Genomic DNA, 19822 nt, shown 5'->3' with positions numbered 1-19822 from the left:
GCTGTGGCCTAGGCCTTGACCTTCGCCTGAGCCCGCTGGGCCAGAAGGTTGGTCAGCCAGTCCGGGTCCATCTGCGGCACCGAGGAGAGCAACAGCTCCGTGTAGGCGGGGTGCGGCGGATTCAGCACCACCGACTTCGGCCCCTGCTGCACCACCTTTCCGCGGTGCATGACCACGATCTCGTCCGAAATCGCCCGCACGGTTGCGATGTCGTGGGTGATGAAGAGATAGGAGACGTTGGTGTCCTTCTGCAGCTTCATCAGCAGTGTCAGGATTTCTTCCTGCACGATCTGGTCCAGCGCCGACGTCACCTCGTCGCAGATGATGATGTCGGGCTCGGCAGCGAGCGCGCGGGCGATCGAGATGCGCTGCTTCTGGCCACCCGAAAGCTCGGTGGGCAGGCGGTCGATATAGCTCTCGTTCAACTCGATCGAGTCGAGCAGCTCCGCCACGCGCCGGTCGCGCGCGGCGCCACTCACCCCGTGATAGAACTCCAGCGGTCGGCCGATGATGTCGCGGATCGTCTGCTTGGGGTTCAGCGAGGTGTCAGCCGACTGGTAGATCATCTGGATACGCCGGAGCGTGTCCTTGTCGCGGTCCTTGAGCGCACGTGACAGTGGCTTGCCGTTGAACAGGATTTCGCCCTTGCTGGGCGGCAGCAGGCCGGTGATGGCGCGGGCCAGCGTCGACTTGCCGGAACCCGATTCACCCACCACGGCCACAGTGCGGCCGCGCGGCAGGCTGACGGTGACATTGTCGAGGACCTTCACAACACCCGAATAGCTGGCATCGACGTTTCGCACGCTCAGCGTCACGTCATCGCTGATCGATTCTTCCTTGGTGAGGCTGCGCACGGCCCACAGCGTCTTGGTATAATCCTTCTTCGGCTCCTTCAGCATCTCGCGGGTGGGGGCTTCCTCCACCTCGAGGCCGTGGCGCAGCACCATGATGCGGTCGGCCATCTGGGCCACCACCGCAAGATCATGCGTGATGTAGATCGCCGCCGTGTGGAACTGCTCCACGATGTTGCGCATGGCCGCCAGAACCTCAACCTGCGTCGTCACGTCGAGTGCTGTCGTCGGTTCGTCGAAAATGATCAGGTCAGGGCGGCAGGACATGGCCATGGCCGTCATGGCGCGCTGCAGCTGCCCACCCGACACCTGGTGCGGATAGCGATCGCCAATGTGCTCGGGATTCGGCAATTGCAGGCGGCGGTAGAGGTCGATCGAGTCCGCAATCGCCTGGTCCTTGGTCCTGATGCCGTCACGCACCGCAGTCTCGATGGTCTGTTCCATGAGCTTGTGGGCGGGGTTGAAGGCGGCGGCTGCACTTTGTGCCACATAGGCGATGCGCGCGCCCCAGAGCCGGCGCTTCTCGGCCTCGGACGCCGTGCGCAGGTCGATGCCGTCGAACATGATGGTGCCGTCGGTTATGCGGCAGCCCGGCCGGGCGAAGCCCATGGCGGCAAGGCCGATGGTGGATTTGCCCGCACCCGACTCACCGATCAAGCCAAGCACCTCGCCGCGCTTCAGCGAAAGGTCGACGCCCTTGACAATGGGATTCCAGATGCCATCCGAGTTGCCCTCGATCTTGAGGCCGCGGATCTGCAGAAGGTCCGCGCCCTTGACGCGCTGGTTGTCACTTTTCATCGCGAAGCCCGCTGGTCTTGTGGAGGAACCAGTCCACCACGAAATTTATCGACACCGTCAGCAGCGCGATGGCCAAGGCCGGATAGAAGGGCGCCGGAATCCACGGGAAGCTCTTCACCGGGAAGGTGATGAGCGTCTTGCTTTCGGCCACCATGGAGCCCCAGTCGGCGGTGGGCGGCTGGATGCCGACGCCGAGGAAGGAGAGCGCCGCAATGGTGAGGAACACGAAGCAGAACCTGAGGCCGAATTCGGTGATGAGCGGCGGCAGGATGTTGGGCAGCACTTCCTTGAAGATGATCCAGCGATTGCCTTCGCCACGCAGCTTGGCGGCTTCCACGTAATCCATCACCACCACGTTCAGCGCCGTGGCGCGTGCCAGGCGGAAGACGCGGGTGGAGTCGAGCAGCGCCAGGATGAGGATCAGGTTTATGACGTACTTGCCGAAAACGGCGAGCAGCATCAGCGCGAAAATCAGCACGGGGATCGCCAGGAAGGCATCGACGATGCGCGAGACCGCCTGGTCCAGCCAGCCGCGCTTCAGCGCCGTCAGCACACCCAGCGTGCCGCCGATGGCGAAAGAGAGCAGCGTGGTGATGAAGGCGATGCCGATGGTGTTGCGCGCGCCGTAGATGATGCGGGAAAAAAGGTCACGGCCGATCTGGTCGGTGCCGAGCCAGAACTCGCCTCCGGCAGGCTGGTAGGCCTTGCCCACCACTTCGGCCTCGCCATAGGGCGCGATCCACGGGGCGAAGACCGCCGCGAAGACATAGATCACGATGACGATCATGCCGAACCATGCGCTGAGGGGCGCCGAGGCCAGCGTGCGCTTGACGTTCTGCCACAGGCTGCGGCGGGCACGGACGGAGCGGATGTCTGGAGCTTGCGCGGTCATTTGGGGTGCAGCAGCCGTGGATTGGTGATGATCGACACGATGTCGGCCGACAGGTTGAGCAGGATGTAGGTCGCAGCGAAGATCAGCGCGCAGGCCTGCACCACAGGCATATCGCGGCTCGAGACCGAGTCCACCATCAACTGGCCGATGCCGGGATAGACATAGACGACCTCGACCACGACGACGCCGACGACGAGATAGGCGAGGTTGAAGGCGATGACGGTTGCAATGGGCGCCCAGGCATTGGGAAGCGCATGCTTGATGATCGCCTCGCGCCGCGGAACGCCCTTGAGCTGCGCCATTTCCATGTAGGGGCTGGCGAGCAGGTTGATGAGCGAAGCCCTGGTCATGCGCATCATGTGGGCAACGATGACAAGGGTCAGCGTCAGGGCCGGAAGGGCCGCCCTGTACATGTGCTCAAGAAACGGGGTCGAGTCCGAAACCGTCGAAAGCGAATAGAACCAGCGGTGCTTGATGGCGAAGAAGAACATCAGCAGGTAGGCGATGAAGAATTCCGGGGTGGCGATGGTCGTCAGCGTCACGGTGTTGACGGCACGGTCATACCAGCTGTTGCGGTAGAGCGCGGCCATGATGCCGAGGAACAGCGACAGCGGCACAGCGACGACTGCCGTCATGATGGCGAGGAAGAAGGTGTTGTAGAGGCGTGGCGCGATCAGGTCGGTGACGCTGCGCTTGATGGAGCCGCCCATGCCGGCATAGGAGTAACCGAAGTTGCCGTGGAGGATGTTCCAGATCCACTCGAAGTAGCGGACGGTGGCGGGGCGGTCGAGACCGACCTGATGGTTGAAGGCTGCCACCGTTTCAGGTGTGGCGCCTTGTCCGAGGATGGCTTCCGCGAAGCCACCAGGCAGCAATTCAAGGGACGCGAAGATAACGACCGACACCACGAACAGCGTCAGAAGCCCTAGTCCCAAGCGCTGCAGTACGGTTTTCAGAACCGGATGCATGCCTCTCCCCTGAGCCTCTTGTTGGGCCCGTGCTTTCGATAGTAGCAGAACTACTGAGCCTACCAAGCAAAATGATAGAGGCCGGACTGCGCATCCGCAGTCCGGCCTCCGACCGTTGACTGGTCGTTTCCGTCAGTTACGAGGTGAACCACCAACGCTCGGCAACGCGCATGCCGTCAAGCTGCCAGTTGGCGGCCACCTTGCCGTGGCCGAGGTTCTTCGCATGGGCCTCGACATAGGAGTTGAACAGCATGTTCACCAACCCGCCGTCGTCATGCAGGATCTGCTGCATCTCGGCATACATGGCGGCACGCTTGGCTTCGTCCGTCTCGGAACGGGCCGCAACGAGGAGCTCGTTGAACTTTGCGTTCTTCCAGAAGGTATCGTTCCACGAAGCATCCGCTGCATAGGCGGTGGTCATCATCCAGTCGACGGTGGGGCGGCCGCTCCAGTAGGAGGCAACGAACGGCTTCTTCAGCCAGACATTGTCCCAGTAGCCGTCTTCCGGTTCCTTGATGACGTTGATGTCGATGCCGCAGTCCTTGGCCTTTTCCTTCCACAGGATTGCCGCATCGACGGCGCCCGCGAAGGCGGCATCCGCCACCGAGAGGTCGAAGGCGAGGCTGTCGAGGCCGGCCTTCTTGAGATATTCCTTGGCCTTGGCGGGGTCATAGCTGTGCTTCGGCATCGGGTCGATGGCGAACTTCACCGTGGGGGCGATCGGGTTGTCGTTGCCCACGGTTCCGTGGCCGAGGAACACCGACTCGAGGATCGCATCGCGCGGCATCGAATACTTGATGGCGGTGCGGATGTTGACGTCGTCGAACGGCTTCTGCGTCACGTTCATCACGTAGATGTAGTGGCCGTAGCCGGTGATCTCCGACACGGTGAGGTCCGGATTGGCCTTCAGCTGGTCGAGCGTCTTGAGATCGCAGCGGTCCATGTAGTGGATCTCGCCCGACAGCAGCGCATTGGTGCGGGCCGCCGAGTCCTTGATCGACAGAAACTGCACCGTGTCGAACCAGCCCTTGCCGGGCTTGTAGTAGTTTTCGTTCTTGGTGAAGGAGGCCTGCACGCCCGGATCGAACTTGTCGAGCTTGTAGGCGCCGGTACGGATGCCGGACTGCCAGTCCACCGTACCGTCGGGGTTCTTCGGCATGATCGGCATGTGGTAGTCAGAGACGGTGTAGGGGAAGTCGGCATTGCCGCCGGTCAGTTCGAACACCACGGTGTTCGGCCCGTCGGCCTTCATCACGGTGACTTCCTTCAGCAGCGACTTTGCCGCCGACTTGGAGTTCTCGCCCAGGTGATGCTGCAGCGAGGCGATGACGTCATCCGCCGTTACTGTCTTGCCATTGTGGAAGGTCACGCCGTTCCTGACCTTGAACACCCACTTCTTGGCGCCGTCGGAGGACTCAAAGCTCTCGGCGATGTCACCCACCACGTTCCCGTCGGCGTCGATCTCGGTGAGGCTGTTGGCCAGCGTGCCCCACAGCGCGGTGCCGGTGAACTGATCCGGATAGAGGCCCGGGTCCATCGAGTCGGTGGTGGCGCCGTGGCCGACGCCGACCTTCAAGTTGCCGCCCTTCTTGGGCTCATCAGCATAAGCCTTGCTGAACATGCTGTTGGCAGCGGCCAGGCTGACGCCCGACGCCAGCGCAAGCTGGGTGAATTCACGCCTGGTGATGCGGCCCCTGACGGCCTGCCCCAGCGCGGCGTTCAGCTTGTTCTTGATCTCGTCCATTGTCGCTCTCCCTCAGGCCGATGTACGGCCATTGACGTTTCCCCGGCTGGCATTCCCGTTCTCCGAGCCTGGCTTTCGCCTCAGGCCTGCGGGATCTGCCACCGTCCAGTGTGAAGGTTCACATGACGAAAAGACCCCGTCAATTGCTTGACGGGGTCCCGTTTCATTAAATTGTCGTATCAGGCGTGAATTACGCCATCCACCAACGCTCGTACATGTAGCCGCCGTCATGGTCGAAGTCGGTGTTGAATTCGCCATGGCCGACCGCGTTGTTCAGCGCGCCGACATAGTTGTTGAACATCAGCACGACCTGGCCGCCGTCGTCATGCATGAGCTGCTGACATTCGGCATACATGGCCTGACGCTTGGCCTCGTCCGTCTCGGCACGAGCCGCGACGAGCAGCTCGTTGAAGCGCGGGTTCTTCCACTTGGTGTCGTTCCAGGCCGCATCGGCAGCCATGGAGATCGAGAGGAAGGAGTCCGCGGTCGGACGACCACCCCAGTAGCACTGGCACCAGGGCTTCTTGATCCAGACGTTATCCCAGTAGCTGTCGTTCGGCTCGCGCACGACGTTGATCTCGATGCCGGCGGCCTTGGCCTGTTCGGCCATCAGCAGCGCTGCGTCGACGCCGCCCGGGAAGGCTGCATCCGAAGCCGAGAGATCGACCTTGAGGTTTTCCATGCCGGCCTTCTTGAGCAGCGACTTGGCCTTCTCCGGATCGTAGGTGTAGACCGGCTCGGGCTGGATCGCATACTTGAGCGACTGGGCGAGCATGTTGTCGTTGCCGGCGGAACCGTAGCCGTAGAGGATCTTGTCCACCAGTTCCTGGCGGTTGATCGCCCACTTCAGCGCCTGGCGCACTTCGAGCTTGTCGAAGGGAGCCTGGTCAACCAGCATCGGCGCCGAGTAGAGCGCGGTGCCCGACACGTTGTAGAGGCCGGTGTCCGGCGCGTTCTTCAGCATGTCGATGGTCTTGAGGTCAGCACGGTCGATGAAGTGCACTTCGCCCGACAGATAGGCGTTGGTGCGGGCCGCCACGTCGATGATCGAGAGCAGCTCGACGTTATCGAAGTAGGTGTCCTTGAAGTAGTTCGGGTTGCGCTCGGCGGTCATCTTCACGCCGGGCTCGAACGACTTCAGGATGTAGGGACCGGCGCCGATGCCCTTGTCCCACTGGATCTTGCCGCCCTCAGAGGGATACATGGCAAGGTGGTAGTCGGAGAGCAGGTAGGGGAAGTCGGCGTTGCCGCCCGAGAGTTCGAACACAACGGTGTCCGGGCCGTCGGCCTTGACCGACACGAGGTTCGACAGAACGCCCTTGGCCGGCGACTTGGAGTCCGGCGCGATGTGATAGTTGATGGTGGCCACCACGTCATCGGCGGTCAGCGCCTTGCCATTGTGGAAGGTGATGCCCTTGCGCAGCTTCACGATCCACTTCTTGGCGCCGTCCGTCGGCTCGAGGCTCTCGGCGACGTGGGGAACGACTTCGTTCTTCTGGCTGATCTGCACCAGCGGCGCGCCCATGACGGACTTGCCCCAGGCGAAGGTGAAGCCGTTCGACCAGGTGGCCGGATCGAGCGAGTCAGTCGTCTGGCCGTGGCCGACGGCGGCCTTGAAGGTGCCGCCCTTCTTGGGTTCGGCGCGCGCGGCGCGGGCGAACATCGTCTGCGCGACGGCCAGCGTGACGCCGGAGGCCATCACGAACTGGATGAAGTCGCGGCGCGACAGCTTGCCCAGACCGACGGCCTTCTCGGCTGCCTTCAGTTTCATTTCGAATTCGGTCATGCATCTCTCTCCTTAAGTGACCGTCAACTTTGCGGTGGGGATTGGGACTGGATCATGGCGAGCAGCGCGTTCAGCGCTCCTTAGCCAATGCTCTCCCTCGCCTCTCCCACGACCGTTCTTCTTTATCTTTGGGGCCTTTGGCCCTATCCGCGTGAGCCTGTCACGTGGATTTCCGTCCGTCAATCAGAGTTGCACAGCCGGGTGGTGAATCCTACTAACGATTTGGACAGGTTTCGGGCGAAATACGACACGTGAGGCCCATCACGGGGCGAGGTCACCCGGCTGCACCTTGTAAGTGGTCGAACAGAACTCGCAGGTCACGGCGATTTCACCATCCGTTACCATGTCGGCCCGGTCCTCTGCCGGAAACCGCGCCAGCATCCGGGTGATGCTCTCCTGTGAGCAGCTGCAGTAGCGCTCCAGATGTGTCGCGGGGTAAGCCGTGACGCCATCCTCATGATAGAGACGATAGAGAAGTTGCTCGGCGGAGAGCTGCGGGTCGAGCAGCTCATGCGCCTCGACCGTGTCGAGGAGCAGCCGCGCCTTCACCCAGTCATCGTTCTCTTGCGGTGCAACATCGAGCCCCTCCGGGGCATCGCCGGAATGGCTCGGAAGCGGGCTGGAGCCACCCTCCCGCGGCAGGTGCTGAACCATGATGGCGCCCGCGCGCCAGGCCTCGCCCTTGGCGCCGCGCTGGAGCAATGGGCCCGCCGCCATGCGAATGCGCGTGGGGATCTGCTCCGACTTCTCGAAATAGCTGTGGGCTGCCGCCGTGAGGTCTGCCCCATCAAGCGGCACGATGCCCTGGTAGCGCTCCATGTCGGGGCCCTGGTCGACTGTCATGGCAAGGTAGCCCTTGCCGAGGAGTTCGACCTGGGTGGGGTTCTTCAGCGCCGCCATGCGGTCCGCGTCGAAGCGGGCATAGCCGCGCACCTTGCCGGGCGCCACATAGTCGGCGACGATCATGTCCACCGGGCCGTCGGTCTTGGTCTGGAGAATGAACTTGCCGTCGAATTTCAGCATGGCGCCCAGGGTGGCGGCCAGCGCCACCGCCTCGGCGAGGAGCGCCGACACCGGTGCGGGATAGGCGTGGCGGTGCAGGATGTCGTCCACCGCCGGACCAAGGCGCACAAGGCGGCCACGCACGCCGAGCGGCTTGATCTCGAAAGGCAGGACGAGGTCGTCCGCCGGCAGGCCCATCGCGTCCGCCATCATGCCCCCAGGCAGTGCAGAAGGATCGACTTCTGCACATGCAGACGGTTCTCGGCCTCGTCGAAGACCAGCGAGTTGGGAGAATCCATCACCTCATCCGTCACCTCTTCGCCGCGATGCGCGGGCAGGCAGTGCATGAATTTGGCATTGGGCTTCGCCCGCTTCATCAGCGCGCCGTTCACCTGATAGGGCCTGAGCAGGTTGTGGCGGCTCGCCGTATCGGTGTTGTGCATCGAGACCCAGCAATCGGTGATGACGCAATCGGCTCCTTCCACGGCCGCTTCCGGCGAGGTGGTGAGCGCGATGTCGGCGCCGGTGGCGCGGGCCCAGTCCATCACCTCCGGGGCAGGCGCCAGTTCGGCCGGCGTGCCGATCTGCAAGCGACCGCCCATGCGGCCAACCGCCTGGATCCATGAGGCGGCGACATTGTTGCCGTCGCCCACCCAGCTGACGGTGAGATTCTTCAGCGGCGCCACATGTTCCTCGAGCGTCATCACGTCGGCCATCACCTGGCAGGGGTGGGTGAGGCTGGTGAGGCCGTTGATCACCGGAACGGTGGCCGCGGCGGCGAGTTCCGTCAGGGTCGAATGCTGCGCGGCGCGGATCATGATGGCATCAACGAAGCGCGACAGCACGCGCGCCGTGTCGGCGATGGTCTCGCCGCGGCCCAGCTGCATCTCGCTGCCGGTCAGCACCAGCGTATCGCCGCCGAGCTGCCGCATGCCCACCTCGAAGGATACGCGTGTCCTGGTCGATGGGCGCTCGAAGATCAGCGCCAGCATGCGGCCCTTCAGGGGTTCATCCTTCTCGCGCAGGCCCCTGGGAAGGCCCTTGCGCGCATCCTTCATGGCCCGCGCCTTGGCGATGATGCCGTTCAGCGTGGTGGCGTCAAAATCGGAAATATCGAGAAAATGCTTGGGAGAACTCATGGGAACCGTCATGAAGAAATGAAATGTGTCAGGCCTTGACTTCGAGCGCCTTGCAGGCACGGTCGAGCTTGTCCACGGCTTCGGTGATGTCGGCATCGGTGACGATGAGCGGCGGCAGCAGCCGCACCACATTGTCACCCGCACCGATGGTGAGAAGATGCTGGTCGAGGGCTGCCGCCTGGAACGCCGTGTTGGGCACCTTGCATTTGATGCCCATCATCAGCCCCGCCCCGCGGACGTCCTCGATGATGGTGGGGTGATTGTCCTTCAGCGCGGCAAGCTTCTGCTTCAGCGTGAGGGCGCGGCGCTGCACGCCATCGAGGAAGCCGGGCTCCAGGATGACATCCAGCACAGCATTGGCGACCGCCGTGCCCAGCGGGTTGCCGCCGAAGGTGGAACCGTGGGTACCGGCAGTCATGCCAACCGCCGCCTTCTCGGTCGCGAGGCAGGCGCCGATGGGGAAGCCGCCGCCGATGCCCTTGGCAATGGCCATGATGTCTGGCGTGACGCCCGCCCATTCATGCGCGAAGAGCTTGCCGGTGCGGCCAACGCCAGTCTGCACCTCGTCGAAGATCAGCAGCAGGCCATGCTCATCGCACAGCTCGCGCAGGCCCTTGAGGCAATGCGGCGGCACGGGGCGAATGCCGCCCTCGCCCTGCACCGGCTCGATGAGGATGCCCGCCGTCTCAGGCCCCATCGCCGCCTTCAATGCTTCATGATCGCCGAAGGGCAGCTGGTCGAAACCCTCGACCTTGGGGCCGAAGCCCTCGAGATATTTCGCCTGGCCGCCAGCCGCGATTGTGGCCAGCGTCCGGCCATGGAAGGCGCCCTCGAAGGTGATGAGGCGATAGCGCTCCGGGTGGCCGGTGGCCGACTGATACTTGCGCGCCATCTTGATCGCGCATTCGAGCGCCTCGGCGCCTGAGTTGGTGAAGAACACCGTGTCGGCGAAGGTGTTCTCGATCAGCCGCTGGGCAAGCTTTTCCTGCCCCGGCATCTGATAGAGGTTGGACGTGTGCCAGATCTTCTTCGCCTGCTCGGTGAGCGCCTCGACGAGATGCGGATGGGCGTGACCACAGCTCGTCACCGCCACGCCGGCGCCAAAATCGAGATAAGCCTCGCCTTCGGGCGTGAACACGCGCGCGCCCTCGCCCCTGTCGAAGGCAACCTTCGCGCGGGCATAGGTCGGCAGAACGGGCGTGATCATGGCGGAACCCTGTTGTCGAAATCAAAAGGCGCCCGCCGGTGGGGAGGGCGCCTCGCAGCGAAAACCTTATAATTCCGAGGGCGCGCGGGGTCAATCATGCGCTGGCCCGGAATGATTCACGAAACTCAAGGCGTGATTCACGGTTGTCCACACTGAGTCAAAACAGCGCAGCGACAGACGATTCCTGCCACTGATAAGGTTTGGTTAACCAAAGTGCTTGGCGCGGAAACTGGGGAAAACGGTTCCGATTCTGGCGCCGGAGGTTGCGGGTGAGTCACCGCGTATTGTAGGGTCACGGCCATCAGCTACGAGATGTAGCGGCTAACGGTCAGTTTGGTGATTGAACACGCCGGGACGAAGCAGGTCCGGCGAGGTATGAGGGATTCCGTTTGACTGCACAGCATGAAGTCAATCTTGGAGGGGCGAAATTGTCCTGGACAGATGAGCGCGTCGAGCTTCTGAAGAAGCTCTGGACGGAAGGGCTGAGCGCCAGCCAGATCGCCGGCCGGCTTGGCAATGGCGTGACCCGCAATGCCGTGATCGGCAAGGTTCACCGCCTCAACCTGTCGGGCCGGGTTCAGCAGCAGCGTGTGGCGCAGCCGCGCCAGCCACGCAAGCAGCGCGAACCAAGCCTGGCGCCACGCGCCGGTGGTTCGATGCCGAGCATGCCCACGGCGGGCTCCTCAGCACTGAAGCCGATGATGCGGGCGGAAACCCACATTCGCCCCGCCGCAATCCCCGAGCCGCAGCCGCTGCGCCTCGTCGAACTGTCGAAAGATGGTCGCGTCACCATCCTCCACCTCTCTGACAAGACCTGCAAATGGCCGATCGGCGACCCGGGCTCGGAAGAGTTCTGCTTCTGCGGCCACGGGCCCCGCGAAGGCTCGCCCTATTGCGAATACCACGCAAGGTTGGCCTACCAGCCGATGCAGGACCGACGGAACCGCAAGGTGAACTTCGGATGAGATGAAAAGGCCCTCAGCGATGAGGGCCTTTTGTTGATGCCTCGGCCGCGACCCACCACGTTCATCATGCCCGGGCTCGTCCCGGGCATCTTCTTTGGGTGCCGCCATCAAAAGGATCGCCGGGACACGCCCGGCGATAATGATGATGGAGAGGAGAGGGCGCGCCGCCGCTAGATCGTCCGCCCGAACCGCTCGTCGAACGAATAGCCCATGCCGCGCACCGTGCGGATCGGGTCCACTTCCCTGCCCCGGCTCAGAGACTTCCGCAGCCGCCCGACGTGAACATCGACCGTCCGCTCGTCGACATAGACGTCGTGCCCCCACACGGTGTCCAGCAATTGCGCGCGGGAATAGACGCGCCCAGGGTTGCGCATCAGGTGCTCAAGCAGCTTGAACTCGGTCGGCGAGAGGTTGATGTCGCGCGCGCCGCGCGTCACCCGCCTGGTCTTGCGGTCAAGCCCGAGATCGCCCGCCTTCAGCTGATCGGCCACTGCATCCGGGTTCACCCGGCGCAGGATGGTGCGGATGCGGGCGAGCAACTCCGGCACTGAGAAGGGTTTCACCATGTAGTCGTCTGCGCCCGTGGCAAGGCCGCGCACGCGCTCGGCCTCCTCGCTGCGTGCGGTCAGCATGATGATGGGAATGTCTCGCGTCTCGGGCTTCGCCCGCAGCAGGCGGCACACTTCAATTCCTGAAATTCCCGGCAGCATCCAGTCCAGCACGATCAGGTCCGGCCGTTCGTCGGTGACGAGTTTCGTCACGTCCTCGCCTTCCGCCGTGTGGCGGACACGGTATCCCTCGGACTCAAGATTGTAGCTGAGGAGGATCTGGATTGGCTCCTCGTCCTCAACGACCAGGATGGACGCACTCATCTGTCGTCGGATCCCTCGATGTCACCGCGCATGCCGCTGGTCACGTCCTTCTTCGGGCGGCCTTCGCTCAGCGGCTTGCCGTGCACGAGATAGTAGATGTTCTCGGCGATGTTGGTTGCATGGTCGCCGACGCGCTCCATGTTCTTGGCGCCGAACAGCAGGTGCGTGCAAAGCGAGATGTTGCGCGGGTCTTCCATCATGTAGGTGAGAAGTTCGCGGAAGATCGAATTGTAGAGCGCGTCGAGGTCTTCGTCAGCACGCCACACTTCCATCGCCAAGTCGGCATCCGAGCGCGAATAGGCATCAAGGATGTTCTTGACTTCCACCTGCGCCAGACGACCCATGCGGGTGACGCCCACCAACAGCTTGCGCGGCAGCTGGTCCGACATGGCGTGGGTGCGTTTCGCCGTGTTCTTGGCAAGGTCGCCGATGCGCTCAAGGTCGGAAGACACGCGGATCGCTACCATGATCTCGCGCAGGTCGCGGGCCACCGGCTGGCGCCTGGCGATGGTCAGAATCGCCTTTTCCTCAATCTCGCGCTCCAGCACGTCGACGCGCTCGTCGTTCTGGATCACCCGGTCAGCAAGGGCTGTATCGCGCCGCGTCAGTGCGTAGATGGCGTCGTCCAGCTGCTGCTCCACGAGGCCGCCCATCTGGGCCAGCATCGTCCTGAGCTGCGAGAGGTCCTCGTCATAGGACTTTACGATGTGTTCAGACATTCTCTCTCTCCTCAGCCGAAGCGGCCAGTGATGTAATCCTGGGTGCGCTTTTCCTGCGGCGCGGTGAACATCTCGTTGGTGTCGCCATATTCCACCAGGGTACCCAAGTGGAAGAAGGCGGTGAGCTGCGAGACGCGCGCCGCCTGCTGCATGGAGTGCGTCACGATGACGATGCAGTAATTCTGGCGGAGCTCGTCGATCAGCTCCTCGATCTTGGCGGTGGCGATGGGGTCCAAGGCCGAGCACGGCTCGTCCATCAGGATCACCTCGGGGTTCACCGCGATGGCACGCGCGATGCACAGGCGCTGCTGCTGGCCGCCGGACAGGCCGGTGCCCGGCTGGGCAAGCCGGTCCTTCGCCTCTTCCCACAGGCCGGCCTTGCGCAGGCTCTTCTCGACGATCTCGTCGAGTTCGGTCTTGCCGGCGGCAAGCCCGTGGATGCGCGGGCCATAGGCCACGTTCTCGAAGATCGACTTGGGGAAGGGATTGGGCTTCTGGAACACCATGCCGACCTTGGCGCGCAGCTGCACCACGTCGATGTTCGGATCATAGATGTCACGCTTGTCGACATCGATGAGCCCCGTCACCTTGCAGGTCGGGATCGTGTCGTTCATGCGGTTGATGCAGCGCAGGAAGGTGGACTTGCCGCAGCCCGAAGGGCCGATGAAGGCCGACACGGCGCGGTCGGGAATGTCGATCGACAGCTTCTTGATGGCTTGTTTCTCGCCATAATAGACGTCGACATCGCGCGCCGTGACCTTGAACTGACCGCTGGCGAGCGCCTTCGGATGGGCCGGGGTGATGAGGGTCTGGTGGTGGACGGGGGCGTTCATGTTTCTGTTCCTGTCTTACCAGCGGCGCTCGAAGCGCTTGCGGAGATAGATGGCGATGGCGTTGAGTGCGAAAAGCACAACGAGCAGCACGATGATGGCCGCCGCCGTCTTGGACTTGAAGGCCAGTTCCGGCAGGTCGGACCACAGGAACACCTGCACCGGCAGCACGGTGGCGGCACTGGTGAAGCCCTGCGGCACGTCGGCGATGAAGGCAATCATGCCGATCATCAGGAGGGGTGCCGTTTCGCCGAAGGCACGGGCCAGCCCCAGGATGGTGCCGGTCATGATGCCCGGCAGCGCCAGCGGCAGCACGTGCTGGAACACCGCCTGCTGCTTCGAGGCGCCGACGCCCAGTGCGGCTTCGGTGATGGACGGCGGCACGGCCTTGAGTGCTGCGCGCGAGGCGATGATGATGGTCGGCAGCACCAGCAGCGCCAGCACCAGGCCGCCGACGAGGGGCGCCGAGCGTGGCAGGCCGAAGAAGTTGAGGAACACCGCAAGGCCCAGCAGACCGAAGATAATGGAGGGCACGGCAGCGAGGTTGTTGATGTTCACCTCGATCAGGTCCGTCCATTTGTTCTTGGGCGCGAACTCCTCGAGGTAGACTGCGGACGCAATGCCGAGCGGCAGGGCGAGCGAGATCGCCACCAACACGGTCAGGAGCGAACCCACGAGCGCCCCGCGGATGCCGGCGAGTTCCGGCTCGCGCGAGTCACCCGCCTGGAAGAAGCGCCACGAGAAGGAATTCTCGATGCGGCCGTCCTGCTTCAGCTTGTCGAGCCACAGGGCCTGGTTGTCGTTGATACGGCGGTTGGCTTGCGGAACCGAAAAGCTGACGATGTCCCACTGGCCGGCATCGAAATTCCCGGTGCTGAAGGCGGCATCAGGCGGAAGAACCGGGTCGGCCTTCAGATAACCGTTCTGCATGCCTGTGACACGCACCGCGCCACCCTGGAAGCGAACCACGTCGCCGGTTGCGAGGCCCAGTTGCTTTTCGGCCTCTTCACCGGTCTTCTCGCCCGTCAGCACGAAGCCTTCTTCGCCCTCGAGCCGGGCGACGTGAAGCGTGGCCTTGCCCGGAGCAATCGTCTGGTCCGTGAGCTGGCCCTTGAGGAACATGTCGGCGTCAGCGCCCAACAGCACCGGAACGGTGACAGTCTTGCCGATGATCGACGGATCGGCGATCACCATGCTGCGCAGCGCGTCGGCACCACCCGTCGAGAGCAACGCGGTCAGGGCCTTCTGGTTGGCACGGCCGGTCACTTCCGGGAATTCGGCGCGGAAGGCTTCCTTGATCATCTTGTCGTAGTTGCCGCCCGGCAGATTCGCGGGGTCGACGTCGGCCGCATTCACGTTCACGTCGACCTCGACGCTGGTCTCGTGAAAGGCGGGAATGCCCCTGATGACGGTGTCGATCAGCAGCACGGCAAGAAACAGCGCCGTCAGGATCAGCGCGGCAGCGCCATAGAAGCGGAAGCGGCGCTCGGAGGCGTAGCGTTTCTTGACCAGTTCGTCCCTGACCTCAGTCATACTGTTCCCGGTATTTCTGCACGATGCGAAGTGCGATGTAGTTGAGGACGAGCGTGAAGAAGAAAAGGACGAAGCCAAGGGCGAAGGCCGACAGCGTCTTGGGCGAGTCGAATTCCTGGTCGCCCACCAGCAGCGTTGCGATCTGCACAGTGATGGTGGTGACCGCGGCCAGCGGGTTGGCGGTGAGGTTTGCGGCAAGGCCCGCCGCCATGACCACGATCATGGTCTCGCCAATGGCGCGCGAGATGGCCAGCATGAAGGCCGACACGATGCCGGGAAGAGCCGCGGGCAGCACCACCTTCTTGATGGTCTCCGACTTGGTGGCGCCCATCGCGTAGGAACCGTCGCGCAGGCTCTGCGGCACGGCATTGATGATGTCGTCCGAGAGGGACGAGATCAGCGGCACGATCATCATGCCCATGACGAGGCCGGCGGCGAGAGCCGATTCGGAGGCAACCGAGAAGCCCATCGCCTCGCCGGAGGAGCGGATCAGCGGCGCCACGGTGAGCGCGGCGAAGAAGCCCAGCACAACGGTGGGGATGCCGGCCAGAATTTCAAGAATTGGCTTGAGGAAGCTCCTGAGCCGCGGTGAGGCGTATTCCGCCATGTAGATCGCCGAGAGCAGCCCGAGCGGACCTGCCACGGCGATGGCGATCACGGTGATGAGCAACGTGCCGACCAGGAGCGGGATGAAGCCGAAGGAGGCTGGCGTACCTGTGGGCGACCAATGGGTGCCAAACAGAAATTCGATGGGTGAGACGGAACGGAAGAAGATCAACGTCTCGTAGAGCACCGAGAAGACGATGCCGATGGTGGTGAGGATGGCCACGGCTGAGCAGGTGATGAGCAGCACCAGCACGACACGCTCGAAATTGTTGCGTGCCCGGAAATCGAGCGAGCTCTTGGAATAGAGCGGGAATGCACCGAGGGCGGCGCCGATCACGGCTGCGACGGGCGTGAGCAGTGACTGCGACCCAAAGACGAAGGCCCCGGCGATGGCGAGCGCCAGGCCGCCGATCATCGCACCGGCCGCCGTGAAGAGACCGTGATAGGAGGGAAGTGAATGAAGCCTCGGGCCGCCGGCTGTTACCAGCCCCGCGGCATGCGTGCGGCCAGCCCAGTAGGCAATCACGGCCATCAGCACGATCAGCAGAACGGTCCACACGAACATCAGGTCGCTCCGGCTTGCGTTAAGTAGAAACAAAGACCAGGGGGCCGGTTCATCCGCGGTCCCCCTGATCCCTCACATATGCAGTTACTTAACGTCGGCCGCCGTGAGGACGGTCATGTTCTTGGCAACTGCACGGGTCTTGTCGGCTTCGGCGCCCGGAAGCGTCACGAGGCCCTTGTCGGCGAGGTAGCCGTCTTCGCCAATGGCCTTGTCGGACACGTATTCGGCGACGAATTCAGCCATGCCGGGGATCTTGCCGACGTGCTGCTTCTTCGCGTAGATGAACAGCGGACGCGACAGCTTGTAGGAACCATCGGCGATGGTCTCGTAAGTTGCCTGCACGCCGTCGATCGGAATATCCGTTATGGCGTTGGCGTTCTGTTCGACGAAGGAGAAGCCGAAGATGCCGAGTGCTGTCGGGTTGGCGACCAGCTTCTGGACGATCAGGTTGTCGTTCTCGCCGGCTTCCACATAGGCGCCGTCTTCGCGGATCGACTTCCAGACCTTTTCGAAGGCCTTCGCGTCGGCCTTCTTCATGTCGGCCATGGCGGGGAACTTCAGCCCGCCGGCCTCGAGGGCGAGCTCGGCAAAGCTGTCACGCGTGCCGGAGGTGGGCGGCGGGCCCAGCACTTCGATCTTCACGTCGGGAAGCGACGCGTCGACGTCCTTCCAGGTCTTGTTCGGGTTGGCAATCAGCTTGCCATCCTTGTCGGGGACTTCCTTGGCCAGCGCCATGAACAGCTGCTGCTTGGTGAGCTCCAGCGGCTTGGCGTCCTTCGACTGGGCGATGGACAGGCCGTCAAAGCCGATCTCGATCTGGACGATCTCGGTGACGCCGTTCTTCATGCAATCTTCGAACTCGGCCTTCTTGATGAGGCGCGAGGCATTGGCGAAGTCAGGAGTGTCCTCGCCGACGCCGGAGCAGAACAGCTTCATGCCGCCGCCGGTGCCGGTGGCCTCGACCACGGGCGTCTTCATGCTGGTGGACTTGCCGAACTGCTCGGCGACCGCGGTGGTGAAGGGATAAACCGTGGACGAACCCACGATGCGAATCTGGTCGCGCGCGGCGAAGGCCGGCACGGCGGTGAGCGCCACGAGGCTGGCGGTCAAAAGGATACGTTTCATTTTCTGGTTTCTCCTGTCTGAGGCAGGGCGGACCCTAGGGTCGCCACAAAACGCTTATGTGACTTGTAGATTACAGTAATGTGACGATTTAAATTATTGATTTTTAAAATTTATTCAAGAAGGCGTGGCCCTTCCCATTGCACTTTGCGCGGACTTGATCCGGGCGTCCTTTTCCACGACTTCCGAAAGGGACGCCCGGATCAAGTCCGGGCGAGGTGAGCTCGAACGCGTGGCGGCGGGACCAGCTACCCCTTCAGCGGCAGCCGCATCATGAAGGTGCTGCCCTCGCCCAGCACGGAGCTGATCACCAGCCTGCCGCGGTGGCGGTTGACGATGTGCTTGACGATGGCCAGCCCCAGCCCGGTGCCGCCGCGCGAGCGGCTGTCCTGGACGTTGACGCGATAAAAGCGCTCGGTCAGGCGCGGAATGTGCTGTTCGGCAATCCCGGGGCCGTGGTCGCGGACGCTCACCTCGGCCCAGTCGCCGTTCTTGCGGACGATCATCTCTACCAGCTTGCCGGAGCTTCCGTATTTCAGCGCGTTCTCGGCGAGGTTCTGGATCACCTGCACGAGTTCGTCGCGGCTGCCCGCGATGGTGAGCGGGCCATCGCTTTCGAGCCGCAGTTCGCAGTCGAAATCCTTCGCCATGCCCGACAGCACATCGCGCACATGGGCGGAGACCTGGTTCAGGTCCACTTCGCCCGCAGGCCTCACATGCTCGTTCATCTCGATGCGCGAGAGCGACAGCAGATCATCGATGAGGCGGCGCATGCGCTCGGCCTGACTCTTCATCAGGCCGAGGAATTTCTCCTGCGCCTTGGGGTCGTTCTTCGCGGCACCCTGGATCGTCTCGAGGAAGCCGGAAAGTGCGGCAAGCGGGGTTCGCAGCTCATGGCTGGCATTGGCCACGAAGTCGGCGCGCATGCGCTCGATCTGCTGTTCGCGCGTCAGGTCGCGCAGCGTGATGAGGGCACCCTTGCCGACTCCGAGGCACGAGACATGAGCGCGGAAGCTGCGTGGCACGGGCACGCGCACGTCATAGTCGACATTGGCCCCGCCCTCGCCCAGCGCCGCCTCGGTCACCGCGTCGAGCACGGCAGGCACGCGCAGCGAGGCCGAGAGGTGGCGGCCGACAGGATCGGACTCGAGCACCTCCACGGCCTGCTCGTTGGCCAGCGTCACCATGCCCTGCGCATCCACCACCAGCGCCGGATCGGGCATGGCATGGACGAGGTCGACGGGCAGCGGCACGTTGGAGGGCATGGGCCGGAACGCTCGGAGCAATGGACGAAGCATCTGCATTGGCGCAGGATTGCAGCCCCATATGACAGATCAATTGCCGGGAGCCTAGAGCCATGACGACTGCGCCTTTCGATGCCGAAACCCGGGCCCACCTCGAGGCCCAGGCGAAGGATGCAGGGCCGTGGGATCCGGCCTGGCCGCTGGCCCGCCTGCGCCAGGCCTGGGAAGACCAGTGCAAGCGGGTGCGCGCGCGCCGCCCCGACCGGCTCATGGTTGAGGACCTCGAGGTCGACACGGTCCACGTGCGCATCTACCCCGCAGTCGGTGCGGATCCCGACACAAAGTCTTACCTTGAACACGCCAACTCACCGGCGCTGAGCCGCGCGGAAATGATCGAAAGCCTCAAGGCGCTGCTGGGGCCCAGGGGCTCAGCGAACTGGAGCGACCCGCTGGGCGCTCCCAACACCGCGCAGGACGTTTCCGGCCTGCCACCCACCTTCATCACCGTGGCCGTGCACGACCCGCTGCATGACGATGGGGTGATCTTCGCCGAGATGCTGAAGGCGGCGGGCGTTCCCGTGGCCTTGCGCGAGGAGCCAACGCTTGCCCACTCCTACTGGCGCTCACGCCACCACAGCAAGGCGGCGATGGCGGGCTTCAAGGCCATCACGCAAGCCGTTCGTCACCTGGCGCACGAGGGCGCGCTTCAGCCGTACTGACAGCCGGGCAGTGGTTATTAGAACCGGAAGTCATAATTTTAATGCTTTATATCAATGTATTACTTGTTTAACGCGGCCGACTTCATGCCACCGTTGTCACGCCGAGTGTCACGGATTGAGCGCCCGGAGCCCGTTTTCCGAGTTCCGGAAGTCGTGGTGCCGGTCGCCGGAGGCGGCCGTGCCGAGGGGCAGAAAGCGGCCTTCCGGGTTCCGGAATTTTTCCAGGCCAGCGCTTCCGAGTCGAACGGGGGCGGTGGGGG

17 protein-coding genes are annotated in these 19822 nt (G+C 63.4%); 2 read left to right on the top strand and 15 right to left on the bottom strand.

Going from position 1 to position 19822, the window contains the following annotated elements; translation table 11 throughout:
- Positions 1-8: 8 nt before the first annotated feature.
- The 8 genes from WCJ41_RS08480 to WCJ41_RS08445 all read right to left on the bottom strand — a co-directional run bounded on the left by WCJ41_RS08480 (position 9) and on the right by WCJ41_RS08445 (position 10387).
- On the bottom strand, positions 9-1649 hold the full coding sequence (locus WCJ41_RS08480; RefSeq protein ID WP_336905416.1) for an ABC transporter ATP-binding protein: 1641 nt from the start codon (positions 1647-1649) through the stop codon (positions 9-11).
- Entirely contained in the window at positions 1639-2541 is a 903-nt protein-coding gene (locus WCJ41_RS08475) for an ABC transporter permease (RefSeq protein ID WP_336905415.1), read from the bottom strand. Before WCJ41_RS08475 ends, WCJ41_RS08480 begins: the two co-directional genes overlap by 11 nt.
- Positions 2538-3509, bottom strand: coding sequence for an ABC transporter permease (locus WCJ41_RS08470; protein WP_336905414.1), 972 nt, complete (start codon positions 3507-3509; stop codon positions 2538-2540). Before WCJ41_RS08470 ends, WCJ41_RS08475 begins: the two co-directional genes overlap by 4 nt.
- Before the next feature lie 136 nt (positions 3510-3645).
- Positions 3646-5253, bottom strand: a complete 1608-nt coding sequence (locus tag WCJ41_RS08465) for an ABC transporter substrate-binding protein (RefSeq protein ID WP_336905413.1) — start codon at positions 5251-5253, stop codon at positions 3646-3648.
- 190 nt (positions 5254-5443) lie between these two features.
- Positions 5444-7039, bottom strand: coding sequence for an ABC transporter substrate-binding protein (locus tag WCJ41_RS08460; protein WP_336905412.1), 1596 nt, complete (start codon positions 7037-7039; stop codon positions 5444-5446).
- Between the two features lie 261 nt (positions 7040-7300).
- Entirely contained in the window at positions 7301-8254 is a 954-nt protein-coding gene (locus WCJ41_RS08455) for an Hsp33 family molecular chaperone (protein ID WP_336905411.1), read from the bottom strand.
- Positions 8251-9180 carry an ornithine carbamoyltransferase gene (gene argF, locus WCJ41_RS08450; RefSeq protein WP_336905410.1) on the bottom strand — a complete coding sequence of 310 codons (930 nt, stop codon included), beginning with the start codon at positions 9178-9180 and terminating at the stop codon, positions 8251-8253. Before argF ends, WCJ41_RS08455 begins: the two co-directional genes overlap by 4 nt.
- Positions 9181-9208: 28 nt before the next feature.
- Positions 9209-10387 carry an aspartate aminotransferase family protein gene (locus tag WCJ41_RS08445; protein WP_336905409.1) on the bottom strand — a complete coding sequence of 393 codons (1179 nt, stop codon included), beginning with the start codon at positions 10385-10387 and terminating at the stop codon, positions 9209-9211.
- Between the two features lie 428 nt (positions 10388-10815).
- Here WCJ41_RS08445 and WCJ41_RS08440 point away from each other — a divergent pair, with 428 nt between their 5' ends.
- A complete protein-coding gene (locus WCJ41_RS08440; RefSeq protein ID WP_336905408.1) occupies positions 10816-11352 on the top strand; it encodes a GcrA family cell cycle regulator in 537 nt (178 codons plus the stop codon).
- Positions 11353-11522: 170 nt separating this feature from the next.
- Here WCJ41_RS08440 and phoB read toward each other — a convergent pair whose 3' ends face one another.
- The 7 genes from phoB to WCJ41_RS08405 form a co-directional block, all read right to left on the bottom strand.
- The gene (gene phoB / locus WCJ41_RS08435; RefSeq protein WP_336905407.1) at positions 11523-12224 is read right to left on the bottom strand and encodes a phosphate regulon transcriptional regulator PhoB; all 702 of its coding nucleotides are present in this window, start codon (positions 12222-12224) and stop codon (positions 11523-11525) included.
- Positions 12221-12943, bottom strand: coding sequence for a phosphate signaling complex protein PhoU (phoU, locus tag WCJ41_RS08430; protein WP_336905406.1), 723 nt, complete (start codon positions 12941-12943; stop codon positions 12221-12223). Before phoU ends, phoB begins: the two co-directional genes overlap by 4 nt.
- 11 nt (positions 12944-12954) lie before the next feature.
- Positions 12955-13776: a phosphate ABC transporter ATP-binding protein PstB gene (gene pstB, locus WCJ41_RS08425; protein WP_336905405.1), complete on the bottom strand. Its 822-nt coding sequence runs from the start codon at positions 13774-13776 to the stop codon at positions 12955-12957.
- A gap of 15 nt (positions 13777-13791) precedes the next feature.
- Entirely contained in the window at positions 13792-15306 is a 1515-nt protein-coding gene (pstA, locus tag WCJ41_RS08420) for a phosphate ABC transporter permease PstA (RefSeq protein WP_336905404.1), read from the bottom strand.
- Complete coding sequence (pstC, locus tag WCJ41_RS08415) at positions 15299-16477, bottom strand: phosphate ABC transporter permease subunit PstC (RefSeq protein ID WP_336905403.1); 1179 nt, start codon at positions 16475-16477, stop codon at positions 15299-15301. The genes pstA and pstC overlap by 8 nt, the downstream gene beginning before the upstream one ends.
- A gap of 84 nt (positions 16478-16561) precedes the next feature.
- Positions 16562-17602, bottom strand: coding sequence for a PstS family phosphate ABC transporter substrate-binding protein (locus WCJ41_RS08410; RefSeq protein ID WP_336905402.1), 1041 nt, complete (start codon positions 17600-17602; stop codon positions 16562-16564).
- A 245-nt stretch (positions 17603-17847) separates the two neighbouring features.
- Entirely contained in the window at positions 17848-18864 is a 1017-nt protein-coding gene (locus WCJ41_RS08405) for an ATP-binding protein (RefSeq protein ID WP_336905401.1), read from the bottom strand.
- A 92-nt stretch (positions 18865-18956) separates the two neighbouring features.
- On the opposite strand from WCJ41_RS08405, the gene WCJ41_RS08400 reads away from it, so the two are divergent.
- Positions 18957-19562 (top strand): alpha/beta hydrolase fold domain-containing protein, encoded by a 606-nt coding sequence (locus tag WCJ41_RS08400; protein WP_336905400.1) that lies wholly within the window; start codon positions 18957-18959, stop codon positions 19560-19562.
- The last annotated feature ends 260 nt before the right edge of the window (positions 19563-19822 follow it).

The organism is Aestuariivirga sp., from assembly GCF_037139295.1.
Taxonomy (GTDB): Bacteria; Pseudomonadota; Alphaproteobacteria; order Rhizobiales; family Aestuariivirgaceae; genus Aestuariivirga.
The sequence above is the reverse complement of the archived record's forward strand: the minus strand, read 5'-3'. Positions and strand labels throughout refer to the sequence as shown.